The 25,575-nt window shown below is 66.9% G+C and carries 24 protein-coding genes and 1 tRNA gene; 17 read left to right on the forward strand and 8 right to left on the reverse strand.

The annotated features are described in order from the left end of the window. Positions 1–54 precede the first annotated feature (54 nt). On the reverse strand, positions 55–288 hold the full coding sequence (locus ACAM57_RS10200; protein WP_126024924.1) for a CsbD family protein: 234 nt from the start codon (positions 286–288) through the stop codon (positions 55–57). 177 nt (positions 289–465) lie between these two features. Between ACAM57_RS10200 and pncB the strand changes: the two genes are divergently transcribed. From pncB to ACAM57_RS10230, 6 genes are all read left to right on the forward strand, one after another. Then, positions 466–1,686 (forward strand): nicotinate phosphoribosyltransferase, encoded by a 1,221-nt coding sequence (gene pncB / locus ACAM57_RS10205; protein WP_184641368.1) that lies wholly within the window; start codon positions 466–468, stop codon positions 1,684–1,686. Positions 1,687–1,721: 35 nt separating this feature from the next. Next, entirely contained in the window at positions 1,722–3,137 is a 1,416-nt protein-coding gene (locus ACAM57_RS10210; RefSeq protein ID WP_369661565.1) for a sodium:proton antiporter, read from the forward strand. A gap of 14 nt (positions 3,138–3,151) precedes the next feature. Next, the gene (locus tag ACAM57_RS10215) at positions 3,152–4,138 is read left to right on the forward strand and encodes a 2-hydroxyacid dehydrogenase (protein ID WP_369661566.1); all 987 of its coding nucleotides are present in this window, start codon (positions 3,152–3,154) and stop codon (positions 4,136–4,138) included. Positions 4,139–4,160: 22 nt separating this feature from the next. Then, positions 4,161–5,555, forward strand: coding sequence for a DNA recombination protein RmuC (locus tag ACAM57_RS10220; RefSeq protein ID WP_369661567.1), 1,395 nt, complete (start codon positions 4,161–4,163; stop codon positions 5,553–5,555). Then, positions 5,552–6,715 carry an MFS transporter gene (locus ACAM57_RS10225; RefSeq protein WP_369661568.1) on the forward strand — a complete coding sequence of 388 codons (1,164 nt, stop codon included), beginning with the start codon at positions 5,552–5,554 and terminating at the stop codon, positions 6,713–6,715. The genes ACAM57_RS10220 and ACAM57_RS10225 overlap by 4 nt, the downstream gene beginning before the upstream one ends. Before the next feature lie 120 nt (positions 6,716–6,835). After that, the gene (locus ACAM57_RS10230; protein ID WP_369661569.1) at positions 6,836–7,507 is read left to right on the forward strand and encodes a TetR/AcrR family transcriptional regulator; all 672 of its coding nucleotides are present in this window, start codon (positions 6,836–6,838) and stop codon (positions 7,505–7,507) included. A 39-nt stretch (positions 7,508–7,546) separates the two neighbouring features. Here ACAM57_RS10230 and ACAM57_RS10235 read toward each other — a convergent pair whose 3' ends face one another. The 3 genes from ACAM57_RS10235 to earP form a co-directional block, all read right to left on the reverse strand. Continuing rightward, positions 7,547–8,410 (reverse strand): TIGR00730 family Rossman fold protein, encoded by an 864-nt coding sequence (locus ACAM57_RS10235; RefSeq protein WP_126024931.1) that lies wholly within the window; start codon positions 8,408–8,410, stop codon positions 7,547–7,549. 119 nt (positions 8,411–8,529) lie between these two features. Then, positions 8,530–9,084, reverse strand: a complete 555-nt coding sequence (gene efp, locus ACAM57_RS10240; protein WP_126024932.1) for an elongation factor P — start codon at positions 9,082–9,084, stop codon at positions 8,530–8,532. A gap of 146 nt (positions 9,085–9,230) precedes the next feature. After that, on the reverse strand, positions 9,231–10,328 hold the full coding sequence (gene earP, locus ACAM57_RS10245; RefSeq protein WP_369661570.1) for an elongation factor P maturation arginine rhamnosyltransferase EarP: 1,098 nt from the start codon (positions 10,326–10,328) through the stop codon (positions 9,231–9,233). Between the two features lie 76 nt (positions 10,329–10,404). On the opposite strand from earP, the gene ACAM57_RS10250 reads away from it, so the two are divergent. Next, positions 10,405–11,838, forward strand: coding sequence for a M20/M25/M40 family metallo-hydrolase (locus ACAM57_RS10250; RefSeq protein WP_369661571.1), 1,434 nt, complete (start codon positions 10,405–10,407; stop codon positions 11,836–11,838). Between the two features lie 19 nt (positions 11,839–11,857). Here the strand turns inward: ACAM57_RS10250 and ACAM57_RS10255 are convergent, their stop codons facing one another. Next, positions 11,858–13,942, reverse strand: a complete 2,085-nt coding sequence (locus ACAM57_RS10255; protein WP_369661572.1) for a gamma-glutamyltransferase family protein — start codon at positions 13,940–13,942, stop codon at positions 11,858–11,860. A 144-nt stretch (positions 13,943–14,086) separates the two neighbouring features. Between ACAM57_RS10255 and uvrC the strand changes: the two genes are divergently transcribed. From uvrC to ACAM57_RS10270, 3 genes are read left to right on the forward strand one after another with little or no spacing between them, the layout of a single operon-like run. Beyond that, on the forward strand, positions 14,087–16,048 hold the full coding sequence (gene uvrC / locus ACAM57_RS10260) for an excinuclease ABC subunit UvrC (RefSeq protein WP_369661573.1): 1,962 nt from the start codon (positions 14,087–14,089) through the stop codon (positions 16,046–16,048). A 48-nt stretch (positions 16,049–16,096) separates the two neighbouring features. Next, positions 16,097–16,663 carry a CDP-diacylglycerol--glycerol-3-phosphate 3-phosphatidyltransferase gene (gene pgsA, locus ACAM57_RS10265; RefSeq protein ID WP_093051202.1) on the forward strand — a complete coding sequence of 189 codons (567 nt, stop codon included), beginning with the start codon at positions 16,097–16,099 and terminating at the stop codon, positions 16,661–16,663. A gap of 4 nt (positions 16,664–16,667) precedes the next feature. After that, positions 16,668–17,558 carry a DMT family transporter gene (locus tag ACAM57_RS10270; protein ID WP_369661574.1) on the forward strand — a complete coding sequence of 297 codons (891 nt, stop codon included), beginning with the start codon at positions 16,668–16,670 and terminating at the stop codon, positions 17,556–17,558. A 20-nt stretch (positions 17,559–17,578) separates the two neighbouring features. Here the strand turns inward: ACAM57_RS10270 and ACAM57_RS10275 are convergent, their stop codons facing one another. Further along, positions 17,579–18,526, reverse strand: a complete 948-nt coding sequence (locus ACAM57_RS10275) for a LysR substrate-binding domain-containing protein (RefSeq protein WP_184641358.1) — start codon at positions 18,524–18,526, stop codon at positions 17,579–17,581. A gap of 86 nt (positions 18,527–18,612) precedes the next feature. Here ACAM57_RS10275 and ACAM57_RS10280 point away from each other — a divergent pair, with 86 nt between their 5' ends. The 6 genes from ACAM57_RS10280 (at position 18,613) to ACAM57_RS10305 (ending at position 24,019) form a co-directional block, all read left to right on the forward strand. Further along, positions 18,613–19,542 carry an alpha/beta fold hydrolase gene (locus ACAM57_RS10280; RefSeq protein ID WP_369661575.1) on the forward strand — a complete coding sequence of 310 codons (930 nt, stop codon included), beginning with the start codon at positions 18,613–18,615 and terminating at the stop codon, positions 19,540–19,542. After that, positions 19,539–20,624, forward strand: coding sequence for a tartrate dehydrogenase (locus ACAM57_RS10285; protein ID WP_369661576.1), 1,086 nt, complete (start codon positions 19,539–19,541; stop codon positions 20,622–20,624). The genes ACAM57_RS10280 and ACAM57_RS10285 overlap by 4 nt, the downstream gene beginning before the upstream one ends. 222 nt (positions 20,625–20,846) lie before the next feature. Beyond that, positions 20,847–21,119, forward strand: coding sequence for an HU family DNA-binding protein (locus ACAM57_RS10290; protein ID WP_007830705.1), 273 nt, complete (start codon positions 20,847–20,849; stop codon positions 21,117–21,119). A 28-nt stretch (positions 21,120–21,147) separates the two neighbouring features. After that, positions 21,148–21,223 (forward strand) — tRNA-Val (locus tag ACAM57_RS10295). 77 nt (positions 21,224–21,300) lie between these two features. Continuing rightward, complete coding sequence (locus tag ACAM57_RS10300; RefSeq protein ID WP_369661577.1) at positions 21,301–23,217, forward strand: SurA N-terminal domain-containing protein; 1,917 nt, start codon at positions 21,301–21,303, stop codon at positions 23,215–23,217. A gap of 127 nt (positions 23,218–23,344) precedes the next feature. Next, positions 23,345–24,019, forward strand: a complete 675-nt coding sequence (locus ACAM57_RS10305) for a histidine phosphatase family protein (protein ID WP_126024942.1) — start codon at positions 23,345–23,347, stop codon at positions 24,017–24,019. A gap of 30 nt (positions 24,020–24,049) precedes the next feature. Here ACAM57_RS10305 and ACAM57_RS10310 read toward each other — a convergent pair whose 3' ends face one another. Beyond that, the gene (locus ACAM57_RS10310) at positions 24,050–24,382 is read right to left on the reverse strand and encodes a hypothetical protein (protein WP_126472778.1); all 333 of its coding nucleotides are present in this window, start codon (positions 24,380–24,382) and stop codon (positions 24,050–24,052) included. 50 nt (positions 24,383–24,432) lie between these two features. Beyond that, positions 24,433–24,681: a GlsB/YeaQ/YmgE family stress response membrane protein gene (locus ACAM57_RS10315; protein WP_019655888.1), complete on the reverse strand. Its 249-nt coding sequence runs from the start codon at positions 24,679–24,681 to the stop codon at positions 24,433–24,435. A 47-nt stretch (positions 24,682–24,728) separates the two neighbouring features. Here ACAM57_RS10315 and ACAM57_RS10320 point away from each other — a divergent pair, with 47 nt between their 5' ends. Further along, entirely contained in the window at positions 24,729–25,529 is an 801-nt protein-coding gene (locus tag ACAM57_RS10320) for a YbhB/YbcL family Raf kinase inhibitor-like protein (protein ID WP_240650805.1), read from the forward strand. The last annotated feature ends 46 nt before the right edge of the window (positions 25,530–25,575 follow it).

Below are 25,575 nucleotides of genomic sequence, written 5' to 3' on the forward strand. Positions count from 1 at the left end.
GGGGATTGGATGGATCGGATTCGGCAGGGATGCCAGGGGGATGTCCGGCGGCGCTCAGTTGCGCTCGAACCAGAGCGCGTCCGGCGAGCGGCCGTCACGCGATTCCCAGTCCTTGACCTGCTTTTCGGCTTCGTCGCGGCTGATGCCGTGGCGTTCCTGGATGCGGCCGAGCAACTGGTCGCGCTTGCCGGCGATGACGTCGAAGTCGTCGTCGGTCAGCTTGCCCCATTGCTCCTTGACCTTGCCCTTGAGCTGTTTCCAGTTGCCTTCGATGGTGTCCTTGTTCATGCGAATCTCCTTTGGGACTGTTGAGCCGGCGGGGCTTGTCCGCCGCCGTGAAAACAATGTCGCCGCGAGGATTCGCCGCGTCGGTAGGACGTGCTGTTCGCCCCCCGTAGGCAGAGGCCGACGCGTCCCGTGATAATCGAACGGCCGCCGAAAGTTTGAGACAACGCGCCCAGCACCATGATCATTCACAGCCTGCTCGACACCGACCTCTACAAGTTCACGATGATGCAGGTGGTCCTGCATCACTTCCCCGGGGCAAGGGTCGAGTACCGCTTCAAGTGCCGCAATCCGGGCGTCGACCTCGCCCAGTTCGCCGGGCAGATCCGCGAAGAGGTGCGCGGCCTGTGCTCGCTGCAGTTCCGCGACGCAGAGCTCGCCTACCTGCGCTCCATGCGCTTCATCAAGAGCGACTTCGTCGACTTCCTCGGGCTCTTCAGGCTCAACGAGAAGTACATCAACATCATTCCCCAGCCCTCGGGCGAGCTCGAGATCCGCATCAAGGGCCCCTGGCTGCACACCATCCTGTTCGAGATCCCGGTGCTGGCCATCGTCAACGAGGTCTACTTCCGCAACACGCAGAAGAAGCCCGACTTCGAGGAAGGCCGCCGCCGGCTCGAGACCAAGCTGGCCCAGTTGCAGGAGGCCGGCCTCGGCGACCTGAAGATCGCCGACTACGGCACGCGCCGCCGCTTCTCCAAGGACTGGCACGAAGAAGTGCTGCGCACTTCGGCCGCGCGGCTAGGCGCCGTCACCTCGCCGCCGGTGCAGTCGCAGCCGGGCGCGCGGCTGCCGCAGCTGGCGGGCACCAGCAACGTGCTGTACGCGATGAAGCTGGGCATGATCCCGCTGGGCACCATGGCGCACGAGTACCTGCAGGCCTGCCAGGCACTGGGCCCGCGGCTGCGCGACAGCCAGATCTTCGGCTTCGAGAGCTGGGCGCGCGAGTACCGCGGCGACCTGGGCATCGCGCTGTCCGACGTGTACGGCATGAGCGCCTTCCTGCGCGACTTCGACCTGTACTTCTGCAAGCTCTTCGACGGCGCGCGCCACGACAGCGGCGACCCGTTCGTCTGGGGCGAGCGCATGCTGGCGCATTACATCGCCAACCGGGTCGACCCGCGCACCAAGACGCTGATCTTCAGCGACGGCCTCACGGTGCCGCGCACCATCGAGCTCTACCAGCAGTTCCGCGGCCGCTGCCAGCTGGCCTTCGGCATCGGCACCAACCTCACCAACGACCTGGGCTACGAGCCGCTGCAGATCGTCATCAAGATGATCGAGTGCAACGGCCAGCCGGTGGCCAAGCTGTCGGACACGCCGTCCAAGAACATGTGCGAGGACGAGAAGTACCTGGCCTACCTGCGCCAGGTGTTCGAGATCGAACAACCCCCGGCCTGAAAGCTGTACTGACCCGTCTGGTACGGTACGGCCCCATGCAAAAGAAGACCCCACCCAAGGCGGCCGCGCTGCCATTCCTGCTCCTGTTCCCCGCACTGGCCTCGGCCGCTGAATTCGACGGCGGCAGCCTCTCTCCGCTGTGGGGTGTGCCTTTCGCGGGCATCCTGCTGTCGATCGCGCTGCTGCCGCTGCTCGCGCCTTCCTTCTGGCATCACCACTACGGCAAGGTCTCGGCGGCCTGGGCGCTGGCGTTCCTGGTGCCCTTCGCCACGATCTTCGGCCTGCCGCTGGCCGGCGGGCAGTTCGTGCATGCGCTGGTGGCGGAGTACATCCCGTTCATCATCCTGCTGACGGCGCTCTTCACCGTGGCGGGCGGCATCCACATCCGGGGCAACCTGCACGGTGCGCCGGGGCTCAACACAGCGATCCTCGCCATCGGCGCGGTGCTTGCGAGCTTCATGGGCACCACGGGCGCTTCGATGCTGCTGATCAGGCCGCTGATACGCGCCAACGACAACCGCCTGCACAAGGCGCACGTGATCGTGTTCTTCATCTTCATCGTGTCGAACGCCGGCGGCTCGCTCACGCCGCTGGGCGATCCGCCGCTGTTCCTCGGTTTCCTGAAGGGCGTCAGCTTCTTCTGGACCGTGCAGCACATCCTGCCCGAGACGCTCTTCATCGTCGGCTTGCTGCTGGCGCTCTTCTATGCGATCGACCGCCACTACTACCGCAAGGAAGGCGTGCTGCCGGTCGATCCCACGCCCGACACGCCCCGCATCGGGTTCGACGGCGCCGCCAACTTCTGGCTGCTGGGCGGCGTGGTCGCGCTGGTGCTGCTGAGCGGCTTCTGGAAGTCGCCGGTGGTCTTCGACGTGTTCGGCACCGAGGTCGGCCTGCCGGGGCTGGTGCGAGACATCGGGCTGATCGCGATCGCAGTGGTCTCGTACAGGCTGACCTCGCCCAAGGTGCATGCCGACAACCAGTTCGAATGGGGCCCGATGGCCGAGGTGGCCAAGCTCTTCGCGGGCATCTTCCTGACCATCATCCCGGTGATCGCCATGCTCAAGGCGGGCACGCAGGGGCCGTTCGGCGCCATCGTTTCGGCGGTGACGCGAGCCGACGGCCAGCCCGATCCGGCGGCGTACTTCTGGGCCACGGGCGTGCTGAGCTCCTTCCTGGACAACGCGCCGACCTACCTGGTGTTCTTCAACACCGCGGGCGGCGACCCGGCGGCGCTGATGACCACCTACGCGAGCACGCTCGCCGCCATCTCCGCCGGCGCCGTGTTCATGGGCGCCAACACCTACATCGGCAACGCACCCAACCTCATGGTCAAGGCCATCGCCGAGAGCCGCGGCGTGCGCATGCCGAGCTTCTTCGGCTACATGGCGTGGTCGTGCGCCATCCTGGTTCCGCTGTTCGTCCTGTCCACCTTCCTCTTCTTCCGCTGAGAGACAAACAAATCATGAGCAAGCCCAAGATCCTGGTCGCGCGCGCGATCTTTCCCGAGACCATCGAGCGCCTGTTGCAGCATTTCGAGGTCGAGTCGAACCAGACCGACGAGAGCTGGAGCAAGGAACAGCTGATCGCGAAGCTGCAGGGCAAGCAGGGCGCCTTCACCACCGGCAGCGAGCGAATCGACGCCGCGGTGCTCGACGCCTGCCCCGACCTTAAGATCTGCGCCAACATGGCCGTGGGCTACAACAACTTCGACGTCGACGCGATGGCTGCGCACGGCGTGCTCGGCACCAACGCGCCCGACGTGCTGACCGAGACCACGGCCGACTTCGGCTTCGCGCTGCTGATGGCCACAGCGCGCCGCATCTCCGAGAGCGAACACTTCCTGCGCGCGGGCAAGTGGCAGAAGTGGAGCTACGACATGTTCGCCGGCTCCGACATCCACGGCTCCACGCTCGGCATCATCGGCATGGGCCGCATCGGCCAGGGCATCGCGAAGCGCGGCGCGCACGGCTTCGGCATGAAGGTGGTCTATCACAACCGCTCCAGGCTCGACGCGGCGCTGGAGGCCGAATGCAAGGCCAGCTACGTGAGCAAGGAAGAGCTGCTGAAGACGGCCGACCACGTGGTGCTGGTGGTGCCGTATTCGGCGGCGTCGCACCACACCATCGGCGCGGCCGAGATCGCGCTGATGAAGCCGACCGCCACGCTGGTCAACATCGCGCGCGGCGGCATCGTCGACGACGCCGCGCTGGCCGTGGCGCTGCGCGAGAAGCGCATCGCCGCCGCCGGCCTCGACGTGTTCGAGGGCGAGCCCAAGGTCCATCCCGACCTGCTGACCGTGCCCAACGTGGTGCTGACGCCGCACATCGCCAGCGCCACCGTGCCCACGCGCCGCGCCATGGCCGATCTCGCCGCCGACAACCTGATCGCGTACTTCGGCGGCAAGGGACCGCTGACGCCCGTGACGCCGGTTCCGGCGGCAAGCAAGTAAGCAGCAGGAGCGCAACCGGACCTTGGACTCCTCGCTGATCCTCGTCGGACTGGCCGTGCTCGCGGCCATCCAGCTCGTGCTGGTGATCTGGCTGCTGGCCCGCCGGCAGCCTCCGCCCGACCTCAGCGAGGTGTCGCGCATGCTGGCCACGCTGGGCGCGGCCAACGAGCGCACCGAGCGTGAGCTGCGCAACGACATCGGCGAGAGCTCGCGCGGTGCCCGGCAGGAAACCGCGCAGGCCTTCGCCACCTTCCAGCGGGCACTGGTGCAGCAGGGCGCTGAGGCCACGCGCACGCAGAATGCGCAGCTCGACGCCTTCGCGCTGCAGCTCGCGTCGCTGCAGAAGACGCTGGCGGACACGCTCAACAACCAGCTGCAGGGGCTGAGCGAATCGAACGCGCGGCGCCTGTCGGAAGTGCGCGCGACCATGGAGGCGCAGCTCGCGCAGCTGCAGCAGACCAACGCCGCCAAGCTCGACGAGATGCGCAAGACCGTCGACGAGAAGCTGCAGACCACGCTCGAAGCGCGCCTTGGCGAAAGCTTCAGGCAGGTGGCCGACCGGCTCGAGCAGGTGCACAAGGGCCTGGGCGAGATGCAGACGCTGGCCGTGGGCGTCGGCAGCCTGCAGCGCGTGCTGACCAACGTGAAGACGCGCGGCATGTTCGGCGAAGTGCAGCTGGAGGCGCTTCTCGAGCAGGTGCTCACGCCCGAGCAGTACGCCAGGCAAGTCGAGACCAAGCCGCGCAGCGGGCAGCGCGTGGACTTCGCCATCCGCTTTCCCGGCCGCGGCGACGATGGCGCGCCGGTGTGGCTGCCCATCGATGCCAAGTTTCCGCGCGACGACTACGAGCGGCTCATCGACGCGCACGAGCGCGCCGATGCGGCGGGCGTCGAACTCGCGGCGAAGGCATTGGAGGCGCGCATCCGCACCGAAGCGAAGTCCATCGCCGACAACTACCTTGCGGCACCGCACACCACCGATTTCGCGATCCTGTTCCTGCCCGTGGAAAGCCTCTACGCCGAGGTGCTGCGCCGGCCCGGCCTGATGGACGCGCTGCAGCGCCAGCACCGCGTGACGCTGGCCGGCCCCACCACCTTGCTCGCGATGCTCAACAGCCTGCACATGGGTTTTCGCACGCTCGCGCTGGAGCGGCAGGCCTCCGAGGTCTGGAAGGTGCTGGGCGCGGTCAAGACCGAGTTCGAGCGCTACGGCGAGTGGGTCGCCCGCATCAAGGAGCAGGTGGCCAAGGCCTCCGACACCATCGACAAGGCCGACACGCGCGCCCGGCAGATGCGCCTGGCGCTGCGCAAGGTGGAGGCGCTGCCCGAGGCACAGGCCCAGGCGCTGTTGCCGCCCACCACCCCCGGCACCGAAGCCGACAACAACGAGAAAGAAGAGGGCGAGAACTCCCCGTGAAAGGTTCCGAACTGCTGCGTGTGATCGGCGCCCAGGTGTGCCTGCACGCGACCATGGCCGGCATGCGGCTCGCCACGCCGCTGCTGGCGCTCCAACAGGGCTACAGCGCGGCGGCGGTCGGCGTGCTGATCTCCCTCTTTGCGCTGACCCAGGTTTTTCTCGCCCTGCCGGCGGGGCGCTTTGCCGACCGGTACGGCTTCAAGCGGCCGCTGTGGCTGTCCGTCGTCGCCGCGGTCGTCGGCGCGGGGCTGGTGGTGATCTTTCCGGTGTTCCCGGTGATGTGCCTTGCGGCGCTGCTCACCGGCGGCGCCACAGGCGCGACGGTGATCGCGCTGCAGCGGCACGTGGGGCGCTCGGCCACCAACGCGACGCAGCTCAAGCGCGTGTTCAGCTGGCTGGCCATCGCGCCGGCCGTCGCCAACTTCGTCGGGCCGTTCCTGGCGGGCATGCTGATCGACCACGCGGGCCGCGCGCCGGCGGACATGCTCGCATTCCGAATCTCCTTCGCGGTGATGGCGGCGCTGCCCGTTCTCTGCTGGATGCTTGCGCGCGGCGCGGACGAACCGCCGCCAGCTCCGCCGCCCGCCGGCGCCAAGCCGACGCGCGCCTGGGACCTGCTGCGCGAGCCGATGTTCCGCCGCCTGCTGTTCGTGAACTGGCTGCAGTCGTCGAGCTGGGACGTGCACGCCTTCGTGCTGCCGATCCTGGGGCACGACCGGGGCATCAGCGCTTCGGTGATCGGCTCGATCCTCGGCGCCTTCGCCATCGCGGCGGCGGTGATCCGCGTGGTGCTGCCGGTGATTGCCTCGCGCGCCTCGGAACGCAACGTGATCCTGGCCTCGACAGCGGTCACGGCGCTGGTGTTCGCGGTGTATCCGCTGCTGGATTCGGCCTGGACCATGGGCATCTGCTCTGTGGTGCTCGGCTTCGCCCTGGGCGCGGTGCAGCCGATGGTGATGAGCATGCTCCACCAGATCACGCCGCACACACGGCACGGCGAGGCACTGGGGCTGCGGCTGATGACCATCAACGCGTCGAGCGTGGCGATGCCGATGCTGTTCGGCTCGCTCGGCGCGCTGATCGGCATTGCCGGCGTGTTCTGGGTGGTGGGAGGTGTGGTGGCGATCGGAGCGAGAGCGACCTGGGGCCTGAAGGTTTGATCCGGCGGGCGCGTGGCTCGTAATCCACGTCCCGGACACGAGTACTTCCCGTCCCTTTGACAATCTACTGACCCGAAGTCAGTATCCAGGCCTTCATCAACGACCCGAAGGCGACGATAGATGACCCCGAGCGGCGACACCGCCACGAATTCCCCCGGCACCGATGGCGAGCTCTCTCAGCGCCGGCGCACCAAGGCCCCCGAGACGCGCGCCGCCGCGCTGATGGAGGCGGCCCAGCGCCTCTTCATCGACAAGGGCATCGCCGCCACGAGCATCGACGACATCGCCGCTGGCGCGCAGGTGGCCAAGGGCACCTTCTATCTGTACTTTCCGTCGAAGGAGGCGCTGCTCGGCGCCTTGCAGCAGCGCTTCGTCGACATCTTCTGCGAGCGGCTGCAGGAGGCCATGGACCGCCAACGGCCGGGCAACTATCACGCCCGGCTGAAGGCCTGGGTGGAGACGGGGCTCGAGATCTACCTCGACAACGTCGCGCTGCACGACGTCGTCTTCCACGAATACCGCCCCGAAGACCGCCGCATGCGCAACGACAACGCCGTCATCGCGCAGTTGGCGGGCTTGCTGAAGCAGGGCGATGGCGCCGGCTTCTGGGACGTGGAGGATGCGACGCTCACGGCCGTGATCCTCTTCAATGCGCTGCACGGCGTGGCCGACGATGCCGTGGCGACCGGGCAGACCGGCGCTTCGGAGCGCAAGCGCCGCGCGCGGGCGCTCACGAGGTTCTTCGAGCAGGCGCTGCATCCGGCGGAGGATGAGGACGACAGCGCCGATTGATGCACCGACCGAGGCGATGAAGCGGCGGCTTCAGGCCGTTCAGAGCTTGTAGAAACGCTTGATCGCGCTCCAGGCATCCTCGGGCGCATCGACGTATTCGAAGAGCTTCACGTCGCCCGGCGAGATCACGCCCTCGTCGACGAGGAAGTCGAAGTCGATCAGCCGTTTCCAGTAGTCGGAGCCGAAGAGCACGATCGGCACCGGCTTCGACTTCTTGGTCTGTACCAGCGTGATCACCTCGAACAGCTCGTCGAGCGTGCCGAAGCCGCCCGGGAACGCCACCAGCGCCTTCGCACGCATCATGAAGTGCATCTTGCGGATGGCGAAGTAGTGGAACTTGAAGCTCAGCGCCGGCGTGACGTACGGGTTGGCTTCCTCTTCCATCGGCAGCGCGATGGCCAGGCCCACCGAAAGCCCGCCGCCTTCGTGCGCACCGCGGTTGGCCGCCTGCATGATGCCGGGGCCGCCGCCGGTGCAGATGAAGAGCTTGTCCTGCGGCTCCCTGTCGTTGCTGTACTGGGCCACCAGCTTGCCGAAGGCGCGCGCTTTCTCGTAGTAGTGCGAGTTGCGCGCCAGCCGGCGCCAGCGCTCGGACGCGGCCGTGTCGCCGCTGAGTTCGGCCTGCGCGATCATGGCCGCTGCGTCTTCCTCGCTGCGGAAGCGCGCACTGCCGAACACCACCACGGTGTTCTCGATGCCATGGGCGCGCTGCTCGATGTCGGGCTTCATCAGCTCGAGCTGCATGCGGATGCCGCGCGTCTCGCGGCGCAGCAGGAATTCGGGGTCGGCGAAGGCGATGCGCGAAGGATCGGGGTCGAGCGGAAGGCCCTGGTCCGCATGGGCCTGGAGCGTGGCCCAGGCATCGGCCAGGCGCTTGTCGTGAAGGTTGTGCGTGTTGTTCATGGAGAAAGCGGACAGGTTGTCCGGGTGATTGTGCAGCGTCGCAACCATCATGCCCGGAAACGAAAAAGGCTCCTTGCGGAGCCTTTTTCGGGGTGGTGGTCAGCCGGCGAAGCCGGGACTCAGACGCGCTTGCGGTATTCGCCGGTGCGCGTGTCGATTTCGATGCGGTCGCCTTGCGAGACGAAGAGCGGAACCGGCACTTCGAAGCCGGTGGCGATCTTGGCGGGCTTCATGACCTTGCCCGAGGTGTCGCCCTTGACGGCCGGCTCGGTCCAGGTGATTTCGCGCTCGACGCTGGTCGGCAGTTCCACCGAGATCGCCTTGCCTTCGTAGAACACCACTTCGACGGCCATGCCGTCTTCGAGGTAGTTCAGGGCGTCGCCCATGTTCTCGGCTTCGACTTCGTACTGGTTGTATTCGGTGTCCATGCAGACGTACATGGGGTCTGCGAAGTACGAGTAGGTGCACTCCTTCTTGTCGAGCACGATCTGGTCGATCTTGTCGTCGGCCTTGAAGACCACTTCGGTGTTGAAGTTGGCGATCAGGCTCTTCATCTTCATGCGCACGGTGGCGGAGTTGCGGCCGCCGCGGCTGTATTCGGTCTTGAGGACGACCATCGGGTCCTTGCCGTGCATGATGACGTTGCCGGCGCGGATTTCTTGAGCGATTTTCATAACAGGGTCTCTGGATGTTGGCCGCTCGGTGCGCGGGGCTTTGGTTTGCCGTTCGGCTGGCCCCGCGGTACATGTCCCGCGGCAGGTTTAGCGGAAGACATTCCGGATCGATGAAACCCGGGCCGAAATCCGCAAAGCCCGCTATTTTAGCTTTTTTGGGTGACGAATTTCCGCAATTGGGTAATCAGGTCGTCCTGCGCGAGCAGCCGCGCGCGGGCGTCCCGGGCTGTTTCCAGCCACGGGCCGTGCATTTCCGGCTCGGGGAGGGCTGTGTCGCCAAAGCCGTTCCACGCGTGGTGGAAAAGCCTCAGCGAGGGCGGGGCGCCGAGCCAGTCGAGCCAGGCGTTCAGCTTTTCATGGTGGGCGTCGTCGTCCTGCGGATAGATCTGCCAGATCAGCGGCGCTCCGGCCCAGAGCGCGCGCACCAGCGAATCCTCGCCACGCACGAAGTTCAGGTCGCAGGCCCACAGCAGGTGGTCGAAGTCGGGCTGGGTGAGATAGGGCAGGTATGAAATTGATAGCGCGCCGCGGCCATGGAGCAGCGGCGCGCTTCCCTGCAGGGCCTGGACCGCCTGCGCGGCGCGGCCGGCCGTCACCAGCAGGCGAGTGGGTTGGCCGCTCAAGGCGAACTGCTCCAGCAGGTCTGCCAGCGCGGGGGGCTCGTAACAGAAGAGAGAGACCAGGCGCTCGCCCTCGTGCCACGGGATCTGCCGGGCCGCCAGCCACTGCGCGCGGTCGAAGGCGGCTCTGCGCTCCATCAGATCGGGCTCCCTCAGCAGTCCTCCGGTGGCGGGCGTGAACCCCGGGTAGAAGAAGCGCTTGGTCAGGCCCGAGCCCGGCCCCTTGAACACCGGCGACGGCAAGCCGTGCAGCCGCTCGACGTAAGGCTCGGCCGAGAGGTATTCGAGATTGATCCACGCCAGGCCCGGCCCTTCGGCAAAACGGGCGATCAGCTGCGGTGCCGGGTCGCAGCCGAAGGCCTCGATCAGCACGTCGGGCGCCGGTCCTGCGACGGCTGCCCGAAGCGAGGCCGCGTCCAGCCAGTCGATCACCTCCACCCCATCGCGGCCGGTGCGCGCTTCGGGCGCCATCCAGCCCAGCGCCGCCGCATCGTCGATCCACAGCCGCACGCGCTCGCCCAGGGCGGCCAGCTGGCGGGCAAGCCGCCAGCAGACGCCCAGGTCGCCGTGGTTGTCGATGACCCTGCAGAAGATGTCCCACTGCTTCGATTGGCTGGATTGCATGGTCGCGAGTGTGCCCGTGTTCCCACGCCGCGCTTGCTATGCTGGCCGGACGACAACCACCGGAGAGAGAGAACCCATGAGGATGCAGACCTTCCGTGCCGCCAAGTCCGTGCTCGCCGTCTCGCTGGCCCTTTGCGGTATCTGCGGCTTGACAGCCGCTTCGGCGCAGCCGCAGACGCCGCAGTCGCTCACGCCGCAGCAGCAGCGCTTCCACGACATCTACAAGGAGCTGATCGAGATCAACACCACCCACTCGGTGGGCGACAACACCGCGGCGGCGCGGGCCATGGAGAAGCGCCTGATCGAAGCGGGCTTCGCCCCCGGCGACATCCAGATCTTCGAGCCCTTCCCCAAGAAGGGCAACCTCGTGCTGCGCTTCAAGGGCGACGGCAGCAAGAAGCCGCTGCTGCTGCTGGCCCACATCGACGTGGTCGAGGCGCGTCGCGAAGACTGGAAGACCGATCCCTTCAAGCTGCAGGAAACCGGCGGCTACTTCACCGCGCGCGGCGCCATCGACGACAAGGCCATGGCCGCGGCGCTGGTCTCCGTAGTGGGGCAGCTCAAGCAGGAAGGCTTCAGGCCGAAGCGCGACGTCATCCTCGCGCTGACCGCCGACGAGGAACGCGGCGACGCGCTGAGCAACGGCGCCTTCTGGCTCATCAACAACAAGCCCGAGCTGCTGCAGGCCGAGTTCGGCATCAACGAAGGCGGCGGCGGCGAGCTGCGCGGCGGCAAGCCCAACCTGCACCGCATGCAGGTGGCCGAGAAGATGTACACCACCTACATGCTGGAGGCGCGCGACGTGGGTGGCCACAGCTCGATACCAACGAAGACCAACCCCATCTACGCGCTGTCGGCCGCGCTGGAGCGGCTCGGCAACTACAGCTTTCCGGTGAAGCTCGCCGACGTCACCAAAACCTACTTCGCGCGCAGTGCACCCTTCGCCACCGGTCAGCTCGCCGACGACATGCGCGCAGTGGGCAGCGGCAACCCCGATGCGTCGGTGATCGAGCGCATGTCGGCCAACCCGGCCTACAACGCCCAGTTCCGCACCACCTGCGTGGCGACGATGGTGCAGGCCGGCCACGCCGAGAACGCGCTGCCGCAGTCGGCCAAGGCCACGGTCAACTGCCGCATCCTGCCGCACGACGACCCGGACGAAGTCGAGCGCCAGCTGACCCAGGTCGTGGGCAACGACAAGATCGTAGTGCGCAACATGGGCAAGCCGCTGCGCAGCCCGGCCTCGCCGCTGAACGGCGACCTGGTGAAGACGGTGGAGTCGATCACCCAGCAGATGTGGCCCGGCGTGCCCGTCATCCCCGCCATGAGCACCGGCGCCACCGACAGCCGCTTCATGCGCAACGCCGGCATCCCGATGTACGGCGTGAGCGGCCTGTTCGTCGAGCCCTCCGACGCGCGCTCCCACGGGCTGGACGAGCGCATCGAGATCCAGCGCCTGTACGACGGGCGCGAGTTCCTGTACCGGCTGGTGAGCGAACTCGCGAAGTAGGGCGTAGTACGCGGCCCGTTCAGGGCGTGAAGGTGTCGCCCAGCACGATGCCTTCGCGCCGCGGGTCGGCGCCGCCGGTCAGCACGGTCTTGCCGCCGACGTTCGTGCGGATGACGGTGCTGACACCGCTGGACTGGGCGCCGAAGTTCACCGTGTGACCCAGGGCACGCAGTCCCACGATCAGCGGGTCGTCGTTGCCGTTGTTGCCGGTGTTCACGTTGGGATGCTCGCCGCCCACGTTGGTGGCGCTGTAGGTGGCACCGGCGCTGGCGGGAGAGTTGGTGGCGCCGAAGTCGACCAGCGACGTGGCCTGTTGTGCATCGAGGCCCCAGTCGAGCGCGCCCACCAGTGTCTTCACGACGTACTGGATGATCGTGCCGCCGCCTGGCGAGCCGGTGCCCATGACGAACTCGCCCATGCTGCCGTCGGCGTTCTTCCTGAACACAAGCGTGGGAGCCATCGTGCTGCGCGGACGCTTGCCGGGGGCGACGCGGTTGGCGACCTTGACGCTCGGAGTCACGCTGGTGTCGTCGGGGTTGGCCGAGAAGTCGGTGAGCTGGTTGTTCAGCATGAAGCCCTGCGTCATGTGGAACGAGCCCAGCGTGCTTTCCACCGTGGTAGTCATCACGACCACGTTGCCATTCTTGTCCACGATGGTGAAGTGCGTGGTGCCGTGCTCCTCGGTCTTGTCGATGCCCAGCGGAACCGAACCCAGGTTGCCAGCCTGCGCGAGGCCCATGCTCTTAGACAGGCTGATGAGGCTGGCGCGGCTCTGCAGGTAGGGCTTGTTGATCATGGTGTCGACCGAGTTACCCGGCAGCGGCACGAAGTCGGTGTCGGCCACGTACTTGTCGCGGTCGGCATAGGCCAGGCGCTCGGCCTCGCTCACCAGATGCACGCCCATCACGGTCGGCTTGCCGCCTTCGATGTCGATGGCCGTCGGCTTGTACAGGCTCATGTTGAAAGTCTCGAGGATGCCCAGGCTAGCCACCACCGCGATGCCGCCCGACGACGGCGGCGACATGCTGCACACGTAGTAATCGCGATAGGTGCCGCAGACCGGGTCGCGACGCTTGGCCTTGTAGTTGGCCAGGTCGGCCATGGTGGTCATGCCGGGCGTGATGGCCGAGCCGTCGTTCGCGGCGGTCGTGATGCCGATCTTGTCGACCATGCCTTGCGCGATGCTGCCCGTATAAAAGGCGTTGGCACCTTGCGTGGCGATGGCGTTCAGCGTCTTCGCATAGGCCGGGTTCTGCAGCTTCGTGCCCAGCGTCTTCGGTGACCCGTCGGCGTTGAAGAAGTAGGCCGTGGCCTCGGCGTCGCGCTTGAGGCTGGTGGCCGACGACGAGATGGCAGCGGCCATGCGTCCACCGATCTGGAAACCGTCCGATGCCAGCGTGATGCCGTAGCTGAAGAGGTCTTTCCACGGCAGCTTGCCGTGGTCCTGGTAGGCGATGTCGAGCATGCGCACCGCGCCCGGCGTGCCGATGGAGCGCCCGCTGGCACGCGCGCCGCCGGGCTTGGGCGGGGTTGTGTCGGCGCCGGTCGGGTCGATGTAGCGCAGGTAGTTCTCGTTGGCGGCAGCCGGTGCGGTCTCGCGGCCATCGTAGGCCTGTACCTTCTTCGTCGCCGCGTCATAGTGCAGCATGAAGGCGCCGCCGCCCAGGCCGCTGGACTGCGGTTCGACCAGGCCCAGTACCGCCTGGACGGCTACCGCCGCGTCGACGGCGCTGCCGCCGGCCTTCAGCACGTCGCAGCCTGCGCGGGTGGCCAGCGGATGGTTCGCGACCACCATGTAGTTCTTGGCGTAGACCAGCTTGTGGCCGGGAACGTAGCCCGATGCAGGCTCGGGGGCTGCGGGGTCGCCGGCGTCGCCGGAGCCGACCACCACGGACGAGCTGCCGCTTGGGATGAGGCAGCCGTTATCAGGTGCGGCCGGAGCCGGCTGGTTCGCTGCGTTGATCGCGGCGATGACCGCGAGGGCGGCCGCCGTGTTCTGCGCATCGTTGTTGTTGGAGCCGCCCCCGCAGGCCGCCAGGCTCAGCGAGAGAGCGACGGGCGTGAGCGCGCACCAGACGGCGCGTCTGTTGTTGTTTTGAGTCATGAGATTTCCCGAGTAGGTATGTGTGAAAACCACGGGCGCTCCTCGCGCCCGCGCCCTATCTTCAGCACATTCCGTTCCAGTCGGTGTCGGGGTTTGCGCGCAGGCGGCCGCCGGGGCCGCATGGCGCGCGCCACAATAGCCGCCATGTCAGACGTGCATTCCGAACAACTGCTCAGCGAAGTCGCGGCCCTGCCGCAACTGCCCGGCGTGTACCGCTATTTCGACGCGGCCGGGGCGGTGCTCTACGTGGGCAAGGCGCGCAACCTGAAGAAGCGGGTCGCCAACTACTTCCAGAAGAACCACGGCGGCACGCGCATCGGGCACATGATCTCGAAGATCGTGCGCATGGAAACCACGGTGGTGCGCTCCGAGGCCGAGGCGCTGCTGCTCGAGAACAATCTCATCAAGACGCTCAAGCCGCGCTACAACATCCTGTTTCGCGACGACAAGAGCTACCCCTACCTGAAAATCGCCTCGCACCAGTTTCCGCGGCTGGCCTACTACCGCGGCGCGGTCGACAAGAAGCACCGCTATTTCGGGCCGTATCCGAGCGCATGGGCGGTGAAGGAATCCATCCAGCTGCTGCAGAAGGTGTTCCGCCTGCGCACCTGCGAGGACACGGTGTACGCCAACCGGACGCGGCCCTGCCTGCTGTACCAGATCAAGCGCTGCAGCGGGCCCTGCGTGGGCCACATCGGCCCCGAGGCCTATGCGCAGGACGTGGCCAGCGCCGAAGCCTTCCTGATGGGTGACACGCAGCTCGTGCTCTCCAAGCTCGAGCAGCGCATGACGGCGCATGCCGAGAAGCTCGAATTCGAGCAGGCGGCCGATCTGCGCAACCAGATGTCGGCCATCTCGCGCGTGCTGCACCAGCAGTCCATCGAGATCGCATCCGACAAGGACGTCGACATCCTCGCGGTGAAGGTGCAGGGCGGAAAGGCCTGCGTGAACCTCGCGATGGTGCGCGGCGGGCGGCATCTGGGCGACCGGCCGTACTTCCCGGTGCACGTGGAAGACGCGGCGCAGATCCATCACGGCGAGCTCGACGGCGAAGAGGGCGCGCCGCCCGCCGTCGCGGATCCGGTCGAAGTGCAGGTGCTGGAGGCCTTCATCGCCCAGCACTACATCGACGTGCCCGTGCCTGCCACGCTGGTGCTGAGCGAGCAGGTGAGCCGGGAGCTGATCGAGGCCATCTCGCAGCAGGCCGGCTCGCGCGTGACGGCGGTGTTCCAGCCGCGCGAGCAGCGCCGCCACTGGCTGGAAATGGCCGAGACCAACGCCAAGCTTCAGCTGGCCCGGCTGCTGGCCGAAGAGGGCTCGCAGCAGGCGCGCACGCGCGCGCTGGCCGACGCGCTGGAGCTGGCTTCGGACGACCTCGACAACTTCCGCGTCGAATGCTTCGACATCTCGCACACCGCGGGCGAGGCGACGCAGGCCTCCTGCGTGGTGTTCGAGCACCACGCCATGCAGAACAAGGAGTACCGCCGCTACAACATCGAGGGCATCACGCCCGGCGACGACTACGCCGCCATGCGCCAGGTGCTGCACCGCCGCTATGGCAAGCTGGCCGAGGCCATGGCCGCCGAGACCGACGCCCTGCCTCCGGGCGATGCCGAAAGCGACGGCAGCGAGGCGCCGCCCAAGCCGCGCACCGCCCGCATGCCCGACCTGGTGCTGGTGGACGGCGGCAAGGGGCAGGTGTCGATGGCGCGCGAGGTGTTCGGCGAGCTGGGGCTGCCGCTGTCGCTGATCGTGGGGGTCGAGAAGGGCGAGGGCCGCAAGGTAGGCCTTGAAGAGCTGGTGTTCGCCGACGGCCGCGAGAAGGTCTACCTCGGCAAGGACTCGGCCGCGCTGATGCTGGTGGCCCAGATCCGCGACGAGGCGCACCGCTTCGCCATCACCGGCATGCGGGCCAAGCGCGCGAAGGTGCGCGTGGGCGGCAGCCAGCTCGAAGACATCCCGGGCATAGGGCCGAAGCGGCGCGCGCGCCTGCTGCAGCGCTTCGGCGGCATCCGGGGCGTGGCGGCGGCGAGTATCGAGGACATCGCCTCGGTCGAGGGCATCGCCTCCGACCTGGCGGAAGAAATCTACAAGGCGTTGCATTGAGCGCCTGACCCCCGCGAGGGGGTGGCGCGGCCATGACACAATCAAGCGATGTTCTGGACCCTGCCGACCATCATGACCTGGACGCGCATCGTCGCGATCCCTTTGATCGTCGGTGTGTTCTACCTGCCGATGGCCGAGCCGATGCGCAACCTGATCGCCACGGTCATGTTCATCGTCTTCGCCGCCACCGACTGGCTCGACGGCTTCCTGGCCCGCCGGCTCAACCAGACCTCGGCCTTCGGGGCCTTTCTCGATCCGGTGGCCGACAAGTTCCTGGTGTGCGCGTCGCTCCTGGTGCTGGTGCACCTGAACCGGGCCGACGTGTTCGTGGCGCTCATCATCATCGGCCGCGAGATCGCCATCTCGGCGCTGCGCGAATGGATGGCGCAGATCGGCGCCAGCAAGAGCGTGGCGGTGCACATGATCGGCAAGGTCAAGACGACCGTGCAGATGATCGCCATTCCGTTCCTGCTCTATGACGGGCGCCTGTTCAAGGTGATCGACACCGGCGTCTGGGGCCAGTGGCTGATCTGGATCTCGGCCGTGCTCACCATCTGGTCGATGGTGTATTACCTGCAGAAGGCCATTCCGGAAATCCGGGCCCGAACCAAATAATCAAATGACACCGGCAACCCCGGCCCGCGGCGCGGGCTGGCTGCGGGCGATGCCCGCGGTCTTCGTGCTGATCTGGAGCACGGGTTTCATCGTCGCGCGCTACGGCATGCCGTATGCGCCACCCCTCAAGTTCCTCGCCGTGCGCTTCGCGCTGTCGCTGGCCTGCTTCGCCGCGTGGGTCGCGCTGGCGCGGGTCGAATGGCCGAAGCAGCGGGCCCAGTGGGCGCACCTGGCCGTCACCGGCATCCTGATGCAGGCGGGCTACCTCGGCGGCGTCTGGGCCGCAGTGCGCGAAGGCATGGGCGCGGGGCTGGTGGCGCTGCTGGTCGGCATCCAGCCGGTGCTGACGGCCGTGTGGCTCTCCTTCACCGGCGGGCGAATCACGGGGCGCCAGTGGGTCGGGCTGGGATTGGGCTTCGCCGGCCTGGTACTGGTTGTGCTGCGCAAGCTGGGGCAGGGCGGCGAGGTCAGCGTGGAGACGATGTCGCTCGCGCTGATGGCGCTGCTATCGATCACCGCGGGCACGCTATACCAGAAGCGCTTCGTCGCGCCCTGCGACGTGCGCAGCGCGAGCGCCGTGCAGATGGCGGCTGCCGTGCTCGTCACCCTGCCGTTCGCGGCGCTGGAGACGGACAGCATCCAGTGGAATCTGCATTCCGGCGGCGCGATGGCCTGGTCGGTGCTGGCGCTGTCGCTGGGCGGCAGCTCGCTGCTCTACATGCTGATCCAGCGCGGAACGGCCACCGCCGTCACCAGCCTGCTCTATCTGGTGCCGCCCTGTACGGCAGTGATGGCGTGGCTGCTGTTCTCCGAGCCGATCACGCTGGTGACGGTGCTGGGCATCGGGCTTACCGCCGTGGGGGTGAGCCTCGTGGTGCGAAGCGGCAGCCGCTGAACTGCCTTCCTTTCTTATATCTAGCGTGATTCGGCCTTGCCCGGCTTCCAGGGCTCGCTGCGGAACTGCTCGACGAGGTGATCGACCAGCAGGCGCACGCGGCGCGGTGTCTTCGGCCGCCAGGGCGCGATCCAGTGGATGTCGGCCTCCGCCATCGCGTACTGCGGCAGCAGGCGCACGAGCTCGCCGCTCGCGAGCTGCGGTGCGATGTCCCATAGGCTGCGCAACATGATGCCGTGCCCGGCCATGCACCAGTCGCGCACCATCTCGCCCGAATTGCTGGCCAGCGGCCCCTGCACGCGCACGCGCGCAGTGCTGCCGTCGCGCGCGTGGCGCAGGCTCCAGACCGCGTGCTGGCGCTGGCCGCCGGCGTCGCCGTTCTCGCGGGCGACCAGGCAGTCGTGCGAGGACAGCGCCTCGATGGTGGCGGGCGTGCCGCGGCGCTTCAGGTAGTCGGGCGAGGCGGCCAGCACGCGCTGGTTGCGCGCGATGCGCCGCGAGACCCAGTCGGCAGCGTGGCGCTGCTGCACGGCCCAGAGCCACACCGCGCCGTCGTAGCCCTCGGCGCCGAGATCGGGCAGTTGCTCGGTGAGCACCAGCTCTATCTGCAGCGCCGGATGCCGCGCCTGGAAGGCGGCCAGCGCCGGGCCCAGCCAGAGCCTGCCGAAGCCGAAGGTGGCAGCCAGCCGGAGCGTGCCGGTCAGCTCGTTCTGCCGTTCGCCAAGCTCGCTCTCCAGCGCGGCGAACCCTTCGAGCAGCGCCCGCGCATGCAGGCAGATGGCCTCGCCCTCGGCCGTGGCGCTGAGGCGCCGCGTGGTGCGCTCGAACAGGCGCTGGCCCAGGCGAGCCTCCAGCGCGCCCAGCCGCTTGGTGACGACGGATGGCACCACGTCGAGCGTGGCAGCCGCGCCCGCGAGGCTGCCCTGGTCGCGGATCGCGAGCACAAGCGCCAGGTCGCTTCGTTCCATCGAAGGTTGATTCATGCCAGATCGGAAAGTATGAATTGGCCGATTGTTGCTTGATGGCTGGAGGGGCGCAACGCACAATCGTCGTCGTGACGGCCACTTCCTTTCTTTCCTTCCCCACTTTCGATATCGAGCGCAACGGCGTGCGCATTCACGGACGCACCGGCGGGCAGGGGGCTCCCTTGCTGCTGCTCCACGGCCATCCGCAGACGCATGCGATCTGGCACCGCGTGGCGCCGGCGCTGGCCGAGCGGTTCACGGTGGTGGCGGTCGACCTGCGCGGCTATGGCGATTCGGGCCGGCCGGCGGCGGATGCCGAGCATGCGGTCTACAGCAAGCGCGAGATGGCGCTCGACGCGCTCGCGGCCATGCGGCACCACGGCTTCGAGCGCTTCGGCATCCTGGCACACGACCGCGGTGCGCGTGTTGCGCACCGGCTTGCGATGGACCATCCCGAGGCGGTCGAGCGCATGCTGCTGCTCGACATCGCGCCCACGCTCGCGATGTACGAGCAGACCTCGGAAGCATTCGCCAAGGCCTACTGGCACTGGTTCTTCCTGATCCAGCCGCCGCCACTGCCCGAGGCGCTGATCGCATCCGACCCGGTGCGCTACGTGCGCAGCGTGATGGGCGGTCGGCACGCCGGCCTCGCGCCCTTCGCGCCGCAAGTGCTGGCCGAATACGAGCGCTGCGCCGCCATTGCCGGCACCGCCGAATCCATCTGCGAGGACTATCGCGCCTCCGCCACCATCGATCTCGTGCACGACCGGGCCGACATCGCCGCCGGGCTGCAGCTGAGGCAGCCCTTGCGCGTGCTGTGGGGCGAGCACGGCGCGGTCGGCAAGGCCTTCGACGTGCTGGCGCTGTGGCGCGAGCGCGCCGCCGATGTGTCAGGCCGGGCCCTGCCTTGCGGCCACTATGTTCCCGAGGAGGCCCCGGACGAACTGCTCGCCGAGGCCCTGGCCTTCTTTCCTCTTCTTCCATCTTCGCAACACGCACACGCAGGAGACACTCCATGAGCACCCACAGAATCGCAGTCATCGCCGGCGACGGCATCGGCAAGGAAACCATGCCCGAAGGGCTGCGCGTGCTCGATGCTGCGGCGCGCAAATTCGGCATCGACCTGAAGTTCGACCACTTCGACTTCTCGAGCTGGGACTACTACGAGAAGCATGGCCAGATGCTGCCCGACAACTGGAAGGACCAGATCGGCGGCCACGACGCCATCTTCTTCGGCGCGGTGGGCTGGCCCGAGAAGATTCCGGACCACGTGTCGCTCTGGGGCTCGCTGCTGATGTTCCGCCGCGAGTTCGACCAGTACATCAACCTGCGTCCGGCGCGCCTGATGCCCGGCATCATCGCGCCGGTGGTGCGCCGCGACGGCACGCCGCGCGAGCCCGGCGAGATCGACATGTACATCGTGCGCGAGAACACCGAGGGCGAATACTCCAGCATCGGCGGGCGCATGTACCAGGGCACGCCGCGCGAGATCGTGGTGCAGGAGACGGTGATGTCGCGCGTGGGCGTCGATCGGGTGCTGAAGTTCGCGTTCGAGCTCGCGCAGTCGCGGCCCAAGAAGCACCTGACCAGCGCCACCAAGTCGAACGGCATTTCGATCACCATGCCCTACTGGGACGAGCGCGTGGCCGAGATGGGCAGGAACTACCCCGGCATCAAGCTCGACAAGTTCCACATCGACATCCTCACCGCGCATTTCGTGCAGCGGCCCGACTTCTTCGACGTGGTGGTGGCGAGCAACCTGTTCGGCGACATCCTGTCCGACCTCGGGCCGGCCTGCACCGGCACCATCGGCATCGCGCCGAGCGCCAACCTCAACCCCGACCGCACCATGCCGTCGCTGTTCGAGCCGGTGCACGGCTCGGCGCCGGACATCGCCGGCAAGGGCATCGCCAACCCGATCGGGCAGATCTGGTGCGGCGCGATGATGCTGGAATTCCTGGGCCACAAGCAGGCGCACGACGCCATCCTGTCGACCATCGAGAAGGTGCTCGCGCCCCAAAGCGGAGCACCGCGCACCCCCGACATCGGTGGCATTGCCAGCACCGCCGATCTGGGCAAGGCCATTGCCGATGCGCTTTGAGAGCCTTTGAAAAAGGACTTCACGAAACGCCCCTAAAATCGCGCGCTCCGCTGCTCTGCATGGCCTCGCGTCTTATTGACACCCTGCAGACCAGTGGTTGTAATCCTCGCTGGCAGCGCGCTGCCGAGGCGTCAGGCCTGCCAGGTTCTTGTGTCGCACCGTTTGCGGCCAGGTCGCAGCTGACGAAAGCCGACCAACTTTTTTCTTCTACAAGGGGCCCTTGTGAACAAGACCGAACTGATTGAGCACATCGCAAAGAACGCCGACATTTCCAAAGCCGCAGCGACCCGCGCGCTCGAATCCACCATCGGCGCCATTCGTACCACGCTCAAGAAGGGCGGTTCCGTTTCGCTCGTCGGTTTCGGCACTTTCGCAGTAGGCAAACGCGCGGCTCGTACCGGCCGAAATCCCCGCACCGGCGACGCGATTAAAATCAAGGCCGCCAAGATCCCGAAATTCCGTCCCGGCAAGGCGCTGAAAGACGCGCTGAACTGAGGCGTTAGACTCGGAGAGTTTTCCGGTGGGGTGCTTAGCTCAGTTGGTAGAGCGGCGCCCTTACAAGGCGTAGGTCGGGGGTTCGAGCCCCTCAGCACCCACCACCACCCGATGCAAAGGCGAACCACAAGTTCGCCTTTTTTATTGCCGTCCGACTGCTGTCGAAAAAGAGTGTTCAAGCATGTTTGATACCTTCCGCAAGTACAACAAGATCGTGATGATCATCTTGTTCTTGCTGATCATTCCGTCGTTCGTGTTGTTCGGCGTCGAGCGCTATCAGGGCTTCGGTCGCGACGAGAAGGTCGCGCGCATCGAAGGGCACGACATTACCAAGCCCGAGTGGGATCAGCAGCACCGCGTCGAGACGGACCGCATCCGCCAGCAGTCGCCCAACGTCGACCCGACGCTCCTCGAGTCCGACGCCATGCGCTATGCCACGCTGGAGCGCATGGTGCGCGACCGCGTGCTGGCTGCTGCGGCGGCCAAGGCCAACATGACGGTGTCCGAAGAGCGCCTCTCGCGCATCTTCGCGCAGGACCCGGGCCTCGCCACCTTCCGCACGCCCGACGGCAAGTTCGACCGCGAAAGCTTCCAGCGCGTGACCGGCCGCACGCCCGAGCAATACGAAGCCTCCGTGCGCGCCGACATGGCGACGCAGCAGGTGTTGCTGGGCATCTCGGCCACGGCCTTCACGCCGCCCGCACTGGCCGCGACCACCATCAACGCCTTCTACGACATTCGCGAGATCCAGGTCGCCCGCTTCGCGCCCGATGCCTTCGCCTCGAAGGTGACGGTGAGCGATGCCGACATCGAGACCTACTACAAGGATCACACGGCGCAGTTCCAGGCGCCCGAGCAGGCCAGCATCGAGTACCTGGTGCTCGATCTCGACGCGGCCAAGAAGAACGTCGTCGTGAACGAGGCGGACCTCAAGACCTACTACGAGCAGAACGCTTCGCGCTTCGGCACGAAGGAAGAGCGCCGTGCGAGCCACATCCTGATCACCGCGCCGGCCAGCGCATCCGCTGCCGACCGCGAGAAGGCCAAGGCGAAGGCCGAGCAACTGCTGGCCGAAGTGAAGAAGGCTCCCAACACCTTCGCCGAAGTGGCGCGCAAGAATTCGCAGGACCCGGGTTCGGCGGAGAAGGGCGGCGATCTCGACTTCGTGACGAAGGGCGCGATGGTCAAGCCTTTCGAAGACGCGATGTTCGCGCTCAAGAAGGGCGAGATCAGCGGCGTGGTCGAAACGGAATTCGGCTATCACATCATCCACCTGACCGACATCAAGCCGGCAGTGATCCCGCCCTTCGAGCAGGTGCGCGCGACCATCGAGAACGACATGCGCTCGCAGCAGGCCACGCAGGAATTCGCGAAGGCCGCCGAGACCTTCACCGACGCGGTCTACCAGACGCCCGACAGCCTCAAGCCGGCGGCCGAGAAGCTGAAGCTCACGATCCGCACGGCCGACAACGTCGCGCGAACGCCCGCGCCGGGCACCAGCGGCCCGCTGGCGAACCGCAACTTCCTGAGCGCGCTGTTCGCTGCCGACTCGCTCGAGCGCAAGCAGAACACCGAGGCGATCGAAGTCGGCCCGAGCCAGCTCGCGTCGGGCCGCGTGACGAAGTACACGGCGGCGCATCCGGTGCCGCTGGCTGACGTGAAGGACAAGATCCGCGCGCAGCTCGTCTCCGAGCGCGCCGCCGTGCTGGCCAAGGCCGAAGGCGAAGCGAAGCTCGCCGCGTGGACTGCGAAGGCCGATGGCGCGACCTTCGGCGCGCCCGTGACGGTGTCGCGCCGCGATGCGCAATCGCAGCCGCTGCCGGTCATCGACGCCGCGTTGCGTGCCGACGCCTCCAAGCTGCCCGTGCTCGTTGGCGTGGATCTGGGCGCGCAGGGCTACACGGTGGTGCGCGTGACCAAGGTGGTTCCGCGCACGCCGCCGCCGGCCGAGCTCGCGAAGCAGGAGCAGACGCAGGTCGGCCAGTCCGTGGCCGCCGCTGAAGACGCTGCCTATTACAACCTGCTGAAGGACCGCTTCAAGGCGGAGATCCTGGTGCCGAAGCCGGCGGATACGCTGCCGGTTGCAGCGGGCCGCTGATACGCGCTTCGCTCCCCGCGAACGAGCAGACAAGGCCCGGGCCAATGGCTCGGGCCTTTTTCTTTGCCGCGCGAACAGGTCGCACGAGGGACAACCCACACCTTCGCTTCTTGCCAGAATTCCGCCCATGGGAACCCTCTACCTCGTGCGCCACGGGCAGGCCAGCTTCGGCGCTGCCGACTATGACAACCTGAGCGAACTCGGGCATCGGCAGGCTGTTCGCCTCGGCGAATACTGGCGCGAGCGCGGCATGAAATTCGATGCCGTCATCACGGGCACGCTCAGGCGCCATCGCCAGACCTGGGAAGGCATCGCCAAAGGGCTCGGCCTGGAGCGCGACGACGTGCTGCCGTGGCCCGGCCTCAACGAATACGACAGCGAGGCGGTCATCGCCACCATCCACGAAGGCAAGCTGCAGAAGCCCGATACGCCCGAGATGTACCGCCATCACTTCCGTCTGCTGCGCGAAGGCCTGGGCGCCTGGATGCAGGGCAGGACTTCGCCGGTAGGCATGCCGAGCTATGTCGACTTTCTCGCGGGTGTGACGACGGCGCTCGACCACGTGCGCGACAGGCACCACGGCGCGAAGGTGCTGGTGGTGTCGAGCGGTGGGCCGATCAGCACGGCGGTGGGTCATGTGCTGGGCACGAGTGCGGAGACGACGATCGAGCTCAACCTGCGCATCCGCAATACCTCGGTGACGGAGTTCGCCTTCACGCCGAAGCGGCACATGCTCGTCACGTACAACACGCTGCCGCATCTGGATGGGCCGGCGTATGAGGACTGGGTCACCTACTCCTGAAGAGCTGGCGCCTGATTGCCAGCCTGAGCCTCAGGCCTGCCAGACGCCGTAGCCGGCCTTGCGCAGCGCGATGCCGAGGTCGACTTCCATCAGCCGGGCGTCCTCGTAGGTCATGGGGTTGTAGCGCTCGTAGAGCGCGGGCAGCAGGTGCAGGCCGAACTCCTGCACGAAGCTGTTGGCCTGGATGCCGGCCTTGTGCTTGTCGAAACGGATGTCCGGGTCCAGGCCGGTCATGCCGACGTAGACGAAGGGTTTGCCGAGCTGGTAGTCGGGGTTGGCGCGCCTGAAGCGGCCGTTGTTCCATACGCGGTCGTCCAGCTCGACCACATACACATGATGCTTGGCGCGCGCTTTGCGGGGCATCGCTGGGCGGCCGTGCGCACGAGGCGGCACGGCCTTCTTTCCCGTATCGATCAGCTCTTGCGCTTGATCATTCCGTAGATGAAGAGCAACACGATCGCGCCCAGCACGGAGGCGATGAAGCCAGCCCCCTGGCCCGCGGTGTACCAGCCCAGCGACTGGCCGACGTAGGTGACGATCAGCGAGCCGGCGATGCCGATGATGGTGGTGACGATGAAGCCAGCGGAGTCGTCGCCCGGCTTGACTGCCCGCGCCACAAGACCCACGACGAACCCGATCAGGATAGTCCAGACGATGCTCATGAAGATATTCCTTTGGTGTGGTGAAGTGGTGGAACTGGCCGTAAGCCATGCCCCTGCGCAAGGGGCGCATTCATGATAGCGGAGCGCTGTGCGTGCCGGCCGATGCCGCCGCGCAGCGGGCGCTGCACCCGAGAACTTGTGCCCGACTTCGTGACGCAGGTGCTGCGCGGCGTCCTACAGATTCGCCACTGGCGCGGCGGTACACCATTCGCATGCTGGAAAAACTACCCGAAGTCATTGGGCAGGCCCTGCAGGGCGTGCGTGCCGGTCTGGACAACATCGTCTTCAATACGCTCGGAATGCGCGAGGGACTGGGATCGATCGAACTCGCCAGCATGGCGTTCGCCGACCATGCGCCGCTGCCGCAGCGCTGCACCGCCGATGGAGAAGGTGTCTCGCCTCCGCTTCAGTGGAGCGGTCTGCCTGTGGGCACGACATCGTTGCTGCTGATCGTGGAGGACGCCGATTCGCCCACGCCGAATCCGCTGGTGCATGCCATCGTGGTGGACCTGGAGCCGCAGAGTGGGGCGCTGGCAGAAGGAGCCATTCCAAGCCAGGGAAACGAGGGTGCAGCGGGGCTGCATGTTGGACGCAATTCGGCCTTGCAGGCGGCCTGGCTGCCGCCCGATCCGCCGCCTGGGCATGGAGTGCATCGGTATGCGTTCCAGCTGTTTGCGTTGGCAAGTCGTCCCGAGTTTTCCGAAACGCCCGGAAGAGACGAAGTCGTCGACGGCTTGCGCGAACATGCCGTCGCCAGCGGACTGCTGGTCGGTACTCACGAAAGATCCGATGGATCGATCAGGATTCCGGATGCCGTGCCACCGGGCGGATCGGCGATTGCGGGGTGAAATGCTGCTCTTTCGGGCTCTTTGTGCATTGCGCCGTCAAAACCGC

This window comes from Variovorax sp. V15 (genome assembly GCF_041154425.1).
Classification (GTDB): Bacteria; Pseudomonadota; Gammaproteobacteria; order Burkholderiales; family Burkholderiaceae_C; genus Variovorax; species Variovorax guangxiensis.